This is a genomic window from Exiguobacterium sp. s191 (genome assembly GCF_018618955.1).
GTDB lineage: Bacteria > Bacillota > Bacilli > Exiguobacteriales > Exiguobacteriaceae > Exiguobacterium_A > Exiguobacterium_A abrahamii.
Genome location: NZ_JACSNC010000001.1, coordinates 1376622 through 1390947, shown reverse-complemented (window position 1 = coordinate 1390947; position 14326 = coordinate 1376622). Strand labels below are relative to the sequence as shown.

Annotated in this window: 14 protein-coding genes; all 14 read left to right on the top strand. The window is 46.7% G+C overall.

The annotated features are described in order from the left end of the window. Nucleotides 1-33: 33 nt before the first annotated feature. The gene (locus KNQ09_RS07495; RefSeq protein WP_353049748.1) at nucleotides 34-2103 is read left to right on the top strand and encodes a penicillin-binding protein; all 2070 of its coding nucleotides are present in this window, start codon (nucleotides 34-36) and stop codon (nucleotides 2101-2103) included. Between the two features lie 108 nt (nucleotides 2104-2211). Continuing rightward, nucleotides 2212-3531, top strand: a complete 1320-nt coding sequence (locus KNQ09_RS07490) for a UDP-N-acetylmuramoyl-tripeptide--D-alanyl-D-alanine ligase (protein ID WP_251138110.1) — start codon at nucleotides 2212-2214, stop codon at nucleotides 3529-3531. A 22-nt stretch (nucleotides 3532-3553) separates the two neighbouring features. Then, nucleotides 3554-4516 (top strand): phospho-N-acetylmuramoyl-pentapeptide-transferase, encoded by a 963-nt coding sequence (gene mraY, locus KNQ09_RS07485; protein WP_050677532.1) that lies wholly within the window; start codon nucleotides 3554-3556, stop codon nucleotides 4514-4516. Nucleotides 4517-4549: 33 nt separating this feature from the next. Then, the gene (gene murD, locus KNQ09_RS07480) at nucleotides 4550-5896 is read left to right on the top strand and encodes a UDP-N-acetylmuramoyl-L-alanine--D-glutamate ligase (protein ID WP_214858049.1); all 1347 of its coding nucleotides are present in this window, start codon (nucleotides 4550-4552) and stop codon (nucleotides 5894-5896) included. After that, the gene (gene murG, locus KNQ09_RS07475; RefSeq protein WP_050677531.1) at nucleotides 5893-6987 is read left to right on the top strand and encodes an undecaprenyldiphospho-muramoylpentapeptide beta-N-acetylglucosaminyltransferase; all 1095 of its coding nucleotides are present in this window, start codon (nucleotides 5893-5895) and stop codon (nucleotides 6985-6987) included. The genes murD and murG overlap by 4 nt, the downstream gene beginning before the upstream one ends. 60 nt (nucleotides 6988-7047) lie before the next feature. After that, nucleotides 7048-7827 carry a cell division protein FtsQ/DivIB gene (locus KNQ09_RS07470; protein ID WP_214858048.1) on the top strand — a complete coding sequence of 260 codons (780 nt, stop codon included), beginning with the start codon at nucleotides 7048-7050 and terminating at the stop codon, nucleotides 7825-7827. Nucleotides 7828-8056: 229 nt separating this feature from the next. Continuing rightward, the gene (ftsA, locus tag KNQ09_RS07465) at nucleotides 8057-9361 is read left to right on the top strand and encodes a cell division protein FtsA (protein ID WP_029342138.1); all 1305 of its coding nucleotides are present in this window, start codon (nucleotides 8057-8059) and stop codon (nucleotides 9359-9361) included. A 47-nt stretch (nucleotides 9362-9408) separates the two neighbouring features. After that, a complete protein-coding gene (ftsZ, locus tag KNQ09_RS07460; protein WP_029342137.1) occupies nucleotides 9409-10563 on the top strand; it encodes a cell division protein FtsZ in 1155 nt (384 codons plus the stop codon). Between the two features lie 84 nt (nucleotides 10564-10647). After that, nucleotides 10648-11424, top strand: a complete 777-nt coding sequence (gene pgeF / locus KNQ09_RS07455; protein WP_047393727.1) for a peptidoglycan editing factor PgeF — start codon at nucleotides 10648-10650, stop codon at nucleotides 11422-11424. Then, complete coding sequence (locus tag KNQ09_RS07450) at nucleotides 11411-12082, top strand: YggS family pyridoxal phosphate-dependent enzyme (protein WP_064299617.1); 672 nt, start codon at nucleotides 11411-11413, stop codon at nucleotides 12080-12082. The genes pgeF and KNQ09_RS07450 overlap by 14 nt, the downstream gene beginning before the upstream one ends. Nucleotides 12083-12275: 193 nt before the next feature. Then, a complete protein-coding gene (locus tag KNQ09_RS07445; protein WP_231496839.1) occupies nucleotides 12276-12602 on the top strand; it encodes a cell division protein SepF in 327 nt (108 codons plus the stop codon). A gap of 2 nt (nucleotides 12603-12604) precedes the next feature. Beyond that, nucleotides 12605-12880 (top strand): YggT family protein, encoded by a 276-nt coding sequence (locus tag KNQ09_RS07440; RefSeq protein ID WP_023468796.1) that lies wholly within the window; start codon nucleotides 12605-12607, stop codon nucleotides 12878-12880. After that, complete coding sequence (locus KNQ09_RS07435; RefSeq protein ID WP_029342133.1) at nucleotides 12877-13647, top strand: YlmH family RNA-binding protein; 771 nt, start codon at nucleotides 12877-12879, stop codon at nucleotides 13645-13647. Before KNQ09_RS07440 ends, KNQ09_RS07435 begins: the two co-directional genes overlap by 4 nt. A 25-nt stretch (nucleotides 13648-13672) precedes the next feature. Then, on the top strand, nucleotides 13673-14194 hold the full coding sequence (locus KNQ09_RS07430) for a DivIVA domain-containing protein (protein ID WP_023468794.1): 522 nt from the start codon (nucleotides 13673-13675) through the stop codon (nucleotides 14192-14194). Nucleotides 14195-14326 lie beyond the last annotated feature (132 nt).

Sequence of the window (14326 nt, the reverse complement as noted above, 5' to 3'; positions counted from 1 at the left end):
TTTATCATGGTGATATTTGCTACTCTCTTTTTTGTGTTCATTGGCCGATTTTTGTATTTAGCAACGACAAAACAGTTCCATGGTGAAGATATGATTGCATATGCGGAAAAGAAACGATGGGAGTCTCAAGAAACGCTTGGAGCAGAACGTGGCGAGATTTTCGACCGTCTCGGTTCCCCGATTGCGATCAATATTCCATCCTATCATCTGATTGGCGTTTATCGACTTGGTGGTGTCAAAGATCCAGATGAGACGATCGTCGACTTTAAAAAGACGGCTGAAGGTCTTGCGCCGATTCTTGGGATGACGACGAAGGAACTGGAGACCTATCTGATTGAAAACAAAGACCGTTCTCAAATTGAGTTCGGAAAAAAAGGAAATGATTTGACGCTCGATCAAAAAGAGAAAATCGACAAGTTGAAACTTCCCGGAATCCGGATGATTGAAGAGCCGAAACGATACTATCCGAACGGCATCTTCCTGTCCGATACACTTGGATTCGTTCAAAAGATCACCGAGGAAAATGGTCGAGTCGCTTTACAAGGTCAGATGGGAATCGAGAAGCAGTATGATAATGCTTTAAGTGAATCCTACGGAGCCCGTGTCTTTGAAAAGGATCGTAGCGGTAATCCGTTGATTCAAGGTGCGTCGCGTGTTTCGAACGAACCGAAGGATGGATCGAATCTCTATTTGACGATCGATCATCGAATCCAACAATCGCTTGAAAAAGAAATGCAAAAAATGTACAACACGTACAAACCGAAAAATGCAACGGGGATCGTCATGGATGCGAAGACCGGTGAAATCCTCGCCATGGCGGATCGCCCATCGTTCAACCCGAATTTACGTGATATGAAAGATTTCACGAATTTCGCCGTCTCGTCACGATTCGAGCCAGGTTCGACGATGAAAATCTTTACGCTCGCAGCGGCGATTGATGCGGGAGTCTTCCGTCCGAATGAGATGTATAAATCGGGTAGTTATAACTATAAAGGGACGGTCATCAAGGATTATAACGATGTCGGTTGGGGAACCATTCCGATGATTGAAGGGGTCTATCACTCTTCAAACGTCATGTTCTCGAAGTTGACAGCAGAAAAACTTGGGATCGAACGGTATAAAGATTACTTTAAGAAGTTTCATTTTGACCAACGAACGGGTATAGACATCTCGGGAGAAGTAAATAGTCAATCCGACTTGTCTAAACCGTTGAATGCGCTCATCACCTCATGGGGGCAATCGACTGCGGTCACGCCGATGCAATTGCTTCAAGGAGCGACAGCAATCGCTGGAGACGGCGAGATGGTCAAACCGCATATCATCCAAAAAGCGGATCATACGGATAAGGCACCCTACCGAGCGAAAACAGAAGTCGTCGGTAAACCGATTTCTGCTGAAGCGGCAAAAGCAACACGCGAAGCACTCGACGGTGTCGTCAACAGTAAGCTTGGTACAGGTCAAATGTATAAGTTGAAAGATTACCGTGTCATTGGGAAGACCGGTACGGCTCAGATTTCTGAGAATGGAAAGTATATTCAAGGACAATTCATTCACTCGTTCATCGGTATGGCCCCAAAAGATGATCCGGAATTGATCATGTACATCGCGGTCGATCGTCCATCGAAAAACGAATCATCCGTCTCTGGTCCACTCATCATGAGTCCTGTGTTCAAGAGTGTCATGAATACGGCACTACAGTATCGTAGCATCCAACCGGAAACGCAAAAGGATTCGGTGGATGTCAAAGCGAAGATCACGCCGAGTTATATCAAGAAGAGTGCTCGACAAGCGACTGATCTAGCAAAAGAACAAGAGGCAGTTGCGATCATCCTAGGCGATGGTGCTGAAGTCGTTTCGCAGATTCCATCCCGTGGACAGGAATTCGTCAGCGGAGAACGTGTCTTGCTGAAAACATCAAATACGTTCAAGATGCCAGATTTGACCGGTTGGTCGCAACGAGACGTCAAAAAGCTTGTCAGCTTATATGATTTGAAGCTCGACGTCATCGGTAAAGGTTTTGTAACCAAACAATCGGCTCGAACTGGTACACTAGTGAAGGAAAATGGAAAGTTGACGGTCGAACTAGCTGAACCTAAAGAGTAACGGTAGAGCAAGTTTCCTGATTTCTACAGGAAGACGAGGACGAACAGGAGTCATTCGTTGACTTTTGCATTCGTCCTCTTTTGCTGTCATCGAATGGAGGTATATATCATGTTAACAATTACGCAACTCGCTGAATGGTTGCATCTCGATGTGAAAGATGATCGTATCGTTCGTCATTTTGCAACGGATTCACGCGCACAACTAGAAGACGGTCTCTATGTTCCGATTCAGGGAGCACGCGTCGATGGTCATCGATTCCTTGAAGGTGCAAAAAACCAAGGATCGATCGTCACCTTATGGAAGAAAGGCATTGATCGACCAGACATCGATATCGTTTTCTTGGAAGTCGATGAACCATTGGTTGCCCTGCAACAAATCGCAAAACGATACTTAATGCAGATTGCGCCAAAAGTCGTCGCCATCACTGGATCAAATGGGAAGACGTCGACGAAGGACATGGTCGAAAGCGTACTCAAGACGACGTTCAAGACACATAAGACTCAAGGAAACTTCAATTCGGATATCGGAATGCCGTTAACGATTCTCATGATGCCGGCTGATACGGAAGTCGCTGTACTTGAGATGGGAATGAATGGATTTGGCGATATTGAATTCTTATCGAATCTAGCTGAGCCAGATATCGCGCTCGTCACGAACATCGGCGAATCGCATGCGGAGCAAGTCGGTGGACGCAGTGGCATCGCCAAAGCGAAGCTCGAGATTCAATCCGGACTCAAGCCAGGTGGTCATTTATTCGTTGATGGTGACGAACCACTTCTCGCAGAAGTTCAAGCAGAGAAGATTGGCTATCAGATCGGAAATACGTACCGGATCGAAACTAGGGAAGCAACGCTCTTTGGGACGGCCTTTACTTACGATGGCACCGCTTTTCACCTACCAGTGCTAGGGAAACACCAAGTCCGAAATGCAGCATACGCGATTGCGACAGCACGTGCACTTGGCGTGACGGACGCTCGGATTCAAGAAGGGTTCGATGCGGTTGAATTGACACCGATGCGGATGGAACGATTACTCTTTGAAGAGACTGCGGTCATCAATGATGCGTATAACGCGAGTCCGACATCGATGAATGCAGCGATTGAGACGGTTACTGCGCTGGAAGGGTATACGACACGAGTTCTCGTCCTCGGAGATATGTATGAATTAGGGGACCAAGAACGCTTATTACATGCCTCGGTCGGAAAGCGGATTGCGTTACCCGTCTCGCATGCTATCCTAGTAGGGGAGAAAGGCGCGTGGATTGCGGAAGGAATCAGCGATCCGTCTGTTCAAATCCAATTCGCAGCAACTGTCGAGGATGCTGCAAAACGATTGCGTCCGCTGCTCGGAGAACGAACAATCGTCTTATTGAAAGCGTCACGTGGGATGGCGCTTGAACGGATATTAACATATCTGAACGAAAACTAATTTTTGAAAAAGGGTGTCTGCTATGATCACATTATTCATCAGTCTTATTCTTGCATTTCTTGTTGTACTACTCGTTATGCCAAAGGCGATTCCGTTTCTACACCAATTGAAATTCGGTCAGGAAATTCGGGAAGAAGGACCGCAATGGCATCAGGTCAAATCAGGAACACCGACGATGGGTGGAATCGTCATTCTTGTTGCGATGATCGTCAGCGTTCTCGGTGCAGTCGTCATGGGCGATCTATCGACGACACAATTATCGTTACTGTTTTTAACACTTGCTTATGGCGTTATCGGCTTCATTGATGATTACATCAAAGTCGTCAAGAAACGTAACCTTGGTCTGAATTCGAAACAAAAATTAATTGGACAAATCGTCGTCGGATTGTTATTCGTCTGGTTGAGCGGTGGATTCACGAGTGATGCGACGTATCTATCGATTCCATTTACAGATTTTGAGCTTGATTTCGGTATCGTCTATCCGTTTGTTGCCTTGTTCTGGTTAGTTGGCTTCTCAAATGCAGTCAACTTGACGGATGGATTGGACGGTCTCGTATCATTCACAGCGATTCCAACATTCTTGTTCTTCGGATTATACAGTTGGTTTATCGCGGACGAAGTAGGCGCTGCTTGTTTTGCTTTCTCAGCGGTCGGTGCCTTGATCGGATTCCTATTATTCAATGCGCACCCAGCGAAGATTTTCATGGGAGATACAGGGTCACTTGCACTTGGAGCTGCACTAGCAGGTCTATCGATTGTCTTAAAACTGGAATTACTACTCGTCTTAATCGGTATCGTGTTCGTTGTCGAGACATTATCCGTCATTCTACAAGTCATCTCCTTTAAGACGACAGGAAAACGGATTTTCAAAATGAGCCCGATTCACCACCACTTCGAAATGGTCGGTTGGAGCGAATGGCGGATCGTCGGTACATTCGCAGGAATCAGCTGTTTGATGGCATTCATCGCCTATCTATTCGTGTAATAAAAAAGAAGAGAGAAAGTGAGCGATTCAACAATGGAACAACGACAATGGAATGATCAAAAAGTGCTCGTTCTCGGAACGGCGAAAAGTGGAATCGCAGCAGCTCGATATTTAGCGAGTGTTGGTGCAGAGGTAACGGTCAATGACGGGAAAACGCCGTCCGAGAGTGATCAAGCGACGCTTGCATCACTCGATGTTAAGACGGTCTATGGTGAGCACCCGCTCACACTACTCGACGATATCGATTTGATCGTCAAGAATCCAGGGATTCCGTATCACATCGATCTGCTACAAGAAGCTTTGCGACGCGACATTCCGGTTTGGACAGAGGTAGAACTGGCGTATCAAGCAACAGATGCGACGTGGATTGCCATCACGGGATCGAACGGGAAAACGACGACGACGACGCTTGTCCATGAATTGTTGAAAACCGGTACGCGGCGTGTACATTTGGCAGGAAACATTGGATTCCCGGCAATTGAAATCGCATGTCAGGCGAAACAGGACGATATCATCGTCATTGAATTATCAAGTTTTCAATTGATGGGGATCGAGCAATTCCGACCATACACGGCAGCGTTCTTGAATTTATCACCGGCACATCTAGATTATCATGGTGATTTTGAATCGTATGGCGAAGCGAAAGCCCGGATCTTTAAGAACATGAAAGAAACGGATCGTCTTGTCTTGAATGCCGATGATGCGTCCGTCAATGCGCTCGGAAAGACTGCTGAAGTAACGCCACTCTTGTTCTCTCGTCGTCAATCGGCATACGCAGAAGTCATGAACGATACGTTGACAATCAATGGGACGAGTATCTTACCTGTTGATGAACTGGCTCTCGGTGGTGGGCATAATGTCGAGAACGTTCTCGCAGCCTTAACACTCGTCGAACCGTTTAACTTAGCATTATCTGACGTTCAACACGTTCTACGGACGTTTGGTGGTGTAGAGCACCGGACACAGTTCGTCGGTGAAATTGCTGGTCGAAAAGTTTACAACGACTCAAAAGCAACGAATAATGTGGCAACAGAAGCGGCGTTGTCTGGATTTACGGCACCTATCATCTGGTTATGTGGCGGACTCGAGCGTGGAGCGGATTTGACACCGTTACTCGATGCAATGAAGCACGTCAAACACGTCATCGGACTTGGTGAGACAGGTCATCGATTCGGAACGCTTGCGTCAGAAAATGGCTATACGTCGACCGTTGTTGAGGCGATGGATGAAGCGGTGAAAGTAGCGTTTGAAGTGTCACAACCCGGCGACATCATTCTTCTGTCACCAGCATCTGCAAGTTGGGATCAATACAAGACATATGAAGAGCGCGGCGATCATTTCGTTCGTGCCGTACATGAAGTAGGAGGAACAACAGTATGAAAATCGTCGTCTCTGGAGGCGGTACAGGCGGTCACATTTATCCGGCACTCGCTATGATCCGGGAGCTCGAACAACGCATGCCGTGTGAGGTCCTCTATATCGGAACAGAAAATGGTCTCGAGGCGGATATCGTCCGTCGCGCGGGAATTCCATTTGAATCGATTGAGATTTCTGGTATCCGTCGTTCCTTGTCGTTCGAAAACGTCAAGACCGGTATCCGGTTCGTCAAGAGCGTCCGGCGTGTTCGTCGACTACTGCGTCAGTTCCAACCGGATATCGTCGTCGGTACAGGTGGATTCGTTTGTGGACCGGTATTGTATACGGCTGCAAAAATGGGTTTCAAGACACTCGTTCATGAACAAAACAGTTTACCTGGTATCACGAATAAATTTTTAGCTCGGTATGTGGATCGAGTTGCACTCTCGTTTAAAGGGTCTGGACATCACTTCGGTAAGAATGAAGCGAAGACGGTTTTAATCGGAAATCCGCGTGCTTCTGAAGTGGCAGAGCTTAACATCAATCCGCTTGAAGAGCGACAACGTTTTGGTTTTGAGGAAGGACGCCCTCTCATCGTCATCTATGGCGGTAGTCGTGGCGCACCTGCAATCAACGAAGCAGTCGTCGATATGATGCCAAAGGTCGAGCAAGCAGGCTGGTCGCTCCTCTTCGTTACTGGTCAAATTCATTACGATACGATTGTGTCACGCGTTGGTTCCGTGCCAGAACGCATTCAACTTCGCCCATTCGTATATGATTTACCGAACATCTTAAAAGCCAGTCAACTCGTCATTTCGCGTTCGGGAGCAAGTACGCTTGCAGAGCTGACGACACTCGGCTTACCGAGCGTGCTCATCCCGAGTCCTTACGTGACGGAAAATCACCAAGAGGTCAATGCCTCATCGCTCGTCGAGACAGGTGCGAGTCTATTGATTCGTGAACAAGAGCTAACGGGTGATCGGTTGTTTGAGGCATGTGAAAAAGCGTTAGCACAACAACAAATGATGTCTGAAGCGGCGCTTGCGCTCGGTATGCCGAACGCTTCACGGGACTTAGTTGATGAATTGTTACGATTGACGGCACAAAAAAACTAAACTATTGCAGGAAAAGACCGATAGGGAAATGAACTGTTACGTATGGAGGGGGAATGAGACGTGAGGGAACGGAGAGCGGTCGGACGACCACAAGAGGACGAGAACGTCCGTAGTCTCGAGGATAAGATACCTTATATCCGTGAACAACGTCGCAAAAAAGCCAACCGAAGACTCATTTATGTCCTGATTCTGATTGGTCTATTGGTCGGTGTCGTCTTTTATCTACAATCGAGTTATTCTCGGGTTGCTCGATTTGATATCGAGGGTAACGTCAATGTGAAGTCTGCTGATATCTTGCAAGCGTCGGGGATTAAGGTGAAGGAAACACACGCCTTTAATGTATCGGAGGAAGACGTTCTTGAGCGAATCGAAAAGGTTCCGGGTATTCAAGAAGCGACGATGCAAAAACAGTTTTTGCATCAATATCGCGTGACGGTGACGGAAGAGAAAGAGATTGCTTACGCGAAGGATAAACCGGGAGACCGGATTGTGCTTGCGGACGGAACGATCATTCCTGGAAAGTCGAAGGAAGAACTATTCGATGCTCCAATCTTGACAGGATTCACGGATCAGTCATTAAATCGATTGACGAAGGAACTTGTTAAAATCGAGCCGAAAGTACGGAGCCGAATCTCAGAAATCGTCGCAAACGATAAGACGGACAAAGGCGGTCTGAAGTTATTCATGACGGATGGGAATACGGTATTACTCAGTACGTCTGCCTTTTCAAATTCCTTGAATGAATACGTGAAGGTCATTTCTGCCTTACCGAAAGGAAAGACGGGAACAATTACAATTGATGGCGGTATCTATTTCAAGCCATATAAAGGGAAAAAATAGAAGATTCGTAAAGGGTTGACGAACAAAAAAACAAACGTGTGTTTTCATTCGTTGACCGTTGTTCGAATCGTCATCAAATCGTAATCTATTCGAACGCTAAGACGGGCAATAACTTCTTTTCGTAAGTATTTATATAGTGTAGACTTAAACGAGAAGAAGCCTGTCCTGTTCCTAGAATATAATTAGGAATAAAAAGGATTAGTATTATGAAAGTGGAGGTGTCACTCCCATGGAAACGAAAGGTACGATTGCCGCACTCGACATAGGGACATCGGAGGTGAAACTCATCGTCGGTGAACTACTTGGTGGAACGCTGAACGTTCTTGCTGAAGGTTCTGCACCATCCGCGGGTGTTAAACGAGGTGTCATCGTTGACATCGATCAAACGGTACATGCCATTAAACAAGCGGTCACGGAAGTGGAACGTACACTTGGTGAACCAATTGGTGAAGTATATGTTGCTATCTCTGGCGAACACATTCAAGTGAAGGATTGCCAGGGGATGACATCAATCAAAGGTGAGGACAATGAAATCACGGATGATGACGTGAAAGATGTTCTGCATTCTGCGATGGTCATGCGAATTCCAAACGAACTCAGTGTTGTCGATGTTCTGCCAAAGACGTTTACGGTCGATCAGCAAACGGAGATCACTGATCCTAGAGGAATGATTGGTTATCGTCTCGAAGTAACAGGGAAGCTCATCATCGGAGCAAAGACGATCCTACATAGCATTAAACGTTCCATTGAACGGGCTGGTTTAGAGCTTGCTGGATATGTGCTGGAGAGTTTAGCGGTATCTAGAATCGCAGCATCGATTGATGAACTCGAACTCGGTGTCGGAATCATCGACATCGGACATGAGACGACGACACTTTCCATCTATGAAAAGAATGATCTCGTCTACTCGACGACGTTGCCATACGGTGGCGATCATCTGACACGTGATTTGACGTATAAGATGAATTGTAAATATCAAGATGCGAAGCTCGCAAAAGAAGAGTACGGTGTTGCACTTGAAGCACTCGGTGATCCGGAAGAGAAAGTTTCTTACGTCACGATCAACGGGGAACATCGTTTCGAGCCACAATCAGAAATCGGTTTCGTATTAGAAGCACGACTTGAGGAAATCTTCGAGATGATTCAAAAACGAATGACTCAAGCCGGATACGCTCATATGAACAGCGGTTTAATCTTGTGTGGCGGAAGTTCTTCACTGCCGGGAATCGACCAGCTTGGAAAACGAATCTTCAAGCAGAGCGTCAATGTCTATCAACCTGCTAGTCTTGGTATTCGTCATCCGAAGTATGCCGTCGCAGCTGGTATGTTACGTTATGTACTTTCACGAAGCGCCGTATCGAAATCAGGTTTCGACCGCGCGGAAGAGAAGGAAGTCGTAGCACACGGACGTGAACAGGATGCACTGCTCATGAACGAACAAGCGACACCTGTTCGAGAAGAACGGTCGACACGTGAACAGCCTCCAAAAGAGAAAAAGTCATTCAGCAGTTTCTTTGAGAAATTCTTTGGTTAATGCCTACAAAAAATCCAATGAGTAAAAAATATTAGGGGGCCCTTTTTATGTTGCATTTTGATGAAATGATGGACCAAGTAGCAAAAATCAAGGTCATCGGTGTAGGTGGTGGCGGTTCGAACGCCGTCAACCGAATGATTGAACACGGTGTCCAAGGCGTAGAATTCATCGCAGTAAACACGGATGCGCAGGCATTGAACATGTCACAAGCTGACGTAAAACTACAACTCGGTGCTAAATTGACACGCGGTCTCGGTGCGGGTGCCAATCCGGAAATCGGTAAAAAAGCGGCGGAAGAGAGCCGTGAGCAATTAACAGAAATCCTTTCTGGTGCTGACATGGTCTTCGTCACAGCGGGAATGGGTGGCGGAACGGGTACAGGAGCAGCTCCTGTCATCGCGGAGATTTCAAAAGAGATCGGCGCATTGACAGTCGGTGTCGTCACAAAACCATTCATGTTCGAAGGACGTAAACGGATGCAACATGCTGTTTCAGGTGTCCAGAACTTCAAAGAAAAAGTCGATACGTTAATCGTCATTCCGAACGACAAGTTACTTGAAATCGTCGATCGGAATACACCAATGCTTGAAGCGTTTAAAGAAGCGGATAACGTCTTGCGTCAAGGGGTACAGGGTATCACTGACTTGATCGCCGTACCTGGTCTGATCAACCTTGACTTCGCCGATGTGAAGACGATCATGACTGAGAAAGGTTCTGCTTTAATGGGTGTAGGTGTCGCGACAGGCGAGCACCGCGCGACGGAAGCAGCGAAAAAAGCGATTTCGAGTCCGTTGCTTGAGACATCGATCGAAGGCGCAAAAGGTGTTCTGATGAACATCACAGGTAGTGCGAACCTCAGCTTGTACGAAGTGACGGAAGCCGCACAAATCGTCCAGAGTGCAGCCGATGAGGAAGTCAACTTGATCTTCGGTTCTGTCATCAACGATAACCTAGAAGATGAAATCATCGTCACAGTCATCGCGACGGAATTCGAAAACGAACCACTCGATTTCGAAATCCCATCGGCACAAGAGATGATGAAAAACCTCTTGAAGAAAAAACAAGCGACTCCACCACCAACTGAGGAGTCTAAACCACAAGTCGAAGAGACACCTGTCAGCTCGAATCCTGAACCGGCTAAAGCGCCAGATGTCGAAGAAACGATGGACATCCCATCATTCCTTCGCCGGAATAATCGTTGATCGATGTTCCAGTGACACGACTGCTAAACGATGAGGTGTCGCGAAAGCGGCGCCTCTTTTTTTAAAATCAAAGGAGGCATGAACATGTTTGGACAATGGATCAAATGGGATACACCGACGGGTACCGTACGTGCCGCCTTTACGACGAAGTTCGCAGCCCCTCATGAGAACGGAAATTTAGGATTACATGTCAACGATGATCGCGACGGTGTCATCCAGAACCGACAAGTCATCGCACGTCAGCTTGATCTCTCCCTCGAGAACTCGATTTGGGCACAGCAAGTTCACGGAAATCACGTCGAACAGGTGACGACACTTGACTCTGGGCGCGGTGCTTTGGATTACGAAACAGCGATTCCGGGTACAGATGGATTGGTGACGACCGATTCAAATGTCTTATTGATGATGCTGTTCGCTGACTGTGTGCCGCTTGTCTTCTGTGATCCGACGACAGGAATCATCGCGAATACGCACGCTGGCTGGCGCGGAACTGTCGGCAATATCGTCGAGGAAACAGTCAAGCAAATGGAACGTGCGGGTGCGAGTCGTTCATCGATTCAAATGGTCATTGGTCCATCGATCCGTGATTGTTGTTACGAAGTCGATCAACCCGTCATCGATGCAATCGATGCGCTTGAACTCGATGAGTCTCCTTACATACGCAAGGAAGATGGAAAAGCGATGTTATCGCTACAAAAAACGAACGCTGCGCTAGCTGAGCGTTGTGGAGTCGGTGATGTCCTTGACACAGGTCTATGTACACACTGTCAGGCGGAAGATTACTTCTCTTATCGCCACGGCGACCACGGTGGTCGCTTTGCAAGTTTGATCGTAAAGGAGTCATTGGATGTCAATTCTTGATAATGTACAAGAGGTTACGAAACGAATGGAACAAGCAAGTGAAAAGAGTTCTTCTGAAAAGCAGGTACAGTTGATTGGCGTGACGAAATCAGTCTCAAGTCAAGTTGCTTCTGAATTATTAGCAGCAGGTGTGACCCATCTCGGTGAAAATCGCCCGGACGGATTGCTCGAAAAACAGGCAGAGCTCGGACGAACCGCCTGTACATGGCACTTCATCGGTACGCTACAAACGCGTAAAGTTCGTCAGATCATCGATGCCATTGACGTGCTGCATTCCCTTGACCGTCTTCATTTGGCGGAAGAGATCAATAAACGAACGGACCGAATCATTAATTGTTTCATTCAAGTCAACGTTTCGGGAGAAGAATCGAAGCAAGGCATCGCGCCTGAGGATGTACCGTCGTTCTTACATGAAATCGGTCAGTATCCAGCGATTCGTGTCATCGGACTGATGACGATGGCACCGTTAACGGAAGATACGACGCGTATCCGTGAGGTATTCCGGTCATTAAAAACATTGCAAGAAGAGGTCAAGGCGAAAAAATTGTCGTATGCTCCATGTACGGAGTTATCTATGGGAATGTCATCGGATTTTGAGATCGCCATCGAAGAAGGGGCGACGTTCGTCCGAATCGGGACAACGCTCGTTCATACCTAAACGAGAAGAAGGGAGAATGGATATGGGTTTTAAATCAAAAATGCAAAATCTATTTCTCGGCAACAGCGACGATTTAGATGAACTTGAATATGAAAATGATGCTACAATAAATAAAGGTAGAGGTGCTTCACAACAAGAGTACGAAGAGTATTACGAGGAATCTACCCCAAGTGTTACTCAAAAGGAGGACAGCGTGAGACAATCGAATATCGTGCCGCTTCATGCGACGAAAAAAACGAAATCGCAAGTCATCTTGAGTGAACCACGTGTCTTCAACGAAGCCCAGGAAATCGGGGAACATCTTCGTCAGAACCGTGCTGTCATCGTCAATATGCAGCGTATGTCAAAAGATCAATCACGACAGATGATCAATTTCTTATCTGGTGTCGTCTTCGCTCTCGATGGAACGATTACGACGATCAGTCAGAATACCCTCCTCTGTGTTCCGAACAACGTCGAGTTGGCTGGTAGCATCTCGAATCTTCTTGGAGAAGATGATATTAATCATAAGGGGTGGTAAGTATGGATTCTCAAGTGATGTACGCGATTGGTCGTACATTAAGTACGTTATTACAGTATTACAGTTACGTCATGATCGTTTATATCCTGCTTTCGTGGTTCCCGAATGCCCGTGATTCTAAATTCGGACAAGTGCTCGCGATGTTAGTCGAGCCATTCCTAGCGCCCTTCCGTCGTATCATCCCGCCTATCGGGGGCATGCTGGATATCTCGCCGATTGTAGCCTTCCTCGTCTTGAACTTGGCTCAATCGGGTATCCGAGCAATCTTTTTAGTATGAGCGTATACGATCATTATCGTGGAAGCGAGCGGGAATTCGTCGATTCAGTCTTGAACTGGATCGATCATGTGGAAGCGACCTATACGTTCAAATTAACGGATTTCCTAGATCCACGTGAACAACAAATCACACAAGAACTCGTCGGTTCGAAATGCGCCCTCTTTTTTGAGGGCGGTTTCGAAGGCGCTGAACGTAAACGGGCAATCCTCGCACCAGATTATTATGAATACAACGCGGATGACTTTGACATTTCCATCTATCGCATTCATTATCCTACTAAATTCGTTGAACTTTCTCATCGTCAAGTCACCGGTACATTATTGAACGTCGGATTGAAACGAGCAAAATTCGGCGACGTCATCATTCAGGATCAAGTACAGTTTGCCGTCGCGGACGAAGTCGCGACCTATATCGAAGCAAACGTCGAACGAGCAGGGAAGACGAAGATTCGTCTTTCGCGTGTTGAGGCGGAAGACCGTTTGAAAGTGAAGGATCAAGAGTGGGAAGAGACACTTGGGTTCGTCAGTTCACTTCGGTTCGATACGGTCGTGAGTGAAATTTTAGGCTTCTCACGTCAAAAAGCACAGACGCTCATTAAACAAGGTGAAAGTAAGGTCAATTACAAAGTAGTGGATGATTCGAGCTTCATGCTAGAAGAAGGCGACTTGCTTTCCTTGCGTGGAACAGGACGCGTCAAGTTGATTGCAATCCTCGGATCAACGAAACGTGACCGGATCAAGCTACAATACGGTATTTTAAAAGGATAAGATAAATGCGGAGGAGGAATTCATCATGCCATTAACGCCACTCGATATTCATAATAAGGAGTTCACACGAAAGTTTCGCGGCTATGACGAAGATGAAGTGAACGAATTCCTAGATCAAGTCATCAAGGATTTTGAATTGTTGTTACGTGAGAATCGTCAACAACAGGAAGTCATCCAAAACATGCAAGCACGTGTTGATTACTTCAGTTCGATGGAAGAAACATTGAATAAATCGATCATCGTCGCACAGGAAGCAGCTGAAGAAGTCAAAGCCAATGCTTCAAAAGAAGCGAGCTTGATCCTAAAGCAAGCAGAACGTGAAGCAGAGCAGTTGCAAGATGCAGCGCAACGTCGGGCACAACGGACAGACTTCGAAGTAGAGCAAATGCGCAAAAAAATCGAACTTTATCGTAATCGATTCAAAGTATTGATCGATGCGCAGATGGAATTATTGACGAGCCATGACTGGGATGCGTTTGACTTCTCTTCTCGTGGAGCGCTTGACGATGTTCCAGCAGTTGCGTATAATGACGACGATGTCGTATAAATAAAATCAATGACAAGGACACGTCGCATCTTGGACGGTTGACAGCGAATCGGGGGAATGGTGGAAGCCCGAGCAACGAAAAAGATGAGGTATCCCCTTGGAGTGTATGACTGAACGTTCGCTGAACAGTAA

Excerpts from the sequence above, each read along its gene's own strand:
- KNQ09_RS07450 (WP_064299617.1), top strand. The coding sequence starts at position 11,411 with ATGTCAATTCTTGATAATGTACAAGAGGTTACGAAACGAATGGAACAA.
- ftsA (WP_029342138.1), top strand. The coding sequence starts at position 8,057 with ATGGAAACGAAAGGTACGATTGCCGCACTCGACATAGGGACATCGGAG.
- mraY (WP_050677532.1), top strand. The coding sequence starts at position 3,554 with ATGATCACATTATTCATCAGTCTTATTCTTGCATTTCTTGTTGTACTA.
- KNQ09_RS07440 (WP_023468796.1), top strand. The coding sequence starts at position 12,605 with ATGGATTCTCAAGTGATGTACGCGATTGGTCGTACATTAAGTACGTTA.
- KNQ09_RS07430 (WP_023468794.1), top strand. The coding sequence starts at position 13,673 with ATGCCATTAACGCCACTCGATATTCATAATAAGGAGTTCACACGAAAG.
- ftsZ (WP_029342137.1), top strand. The coding sequence starts at position 9,409 with ATGTTGCATTTTGATGAAATGATGGACCAAGTAGCAAAAATCAAGGTC.
- murD (WP_214858049.1), top strand. The coding sequence starts at position 4,550 with ATGGAACAACGACAATGGAATGATCAAAAAGTGCTCGTTCTCGGAACG.
- KNQ09_RS07435 (WP_029342133.1), top strand. The coding sequence starts at position 12,877 with ATGAGCGTATACGATCATTATCGTGGAAGCGAGCGGGAATTCGTCGAT.
- pgeF (WP_047393727.1), top strand. The coding sequence starts at position 10,648 with ATGTTTGGACAATGGATCAAATGGGATACACCGACGGGTACCGTACGT.
- murG (WP_050677531.1), top strand. The coding sequence starts at position 5,893 with ATGAAAATCGTCGTCTCTGGAGGCGGTACAGGCGGTCACATTTATCCG.
- KNQ09_RS07490 (WP_251138110.1), top strand. The coding sequence starts at position 2,212 with ATGTTAACAATTACGCAACTCGCTGAATGGTTGCATCTCGATGTGAAA.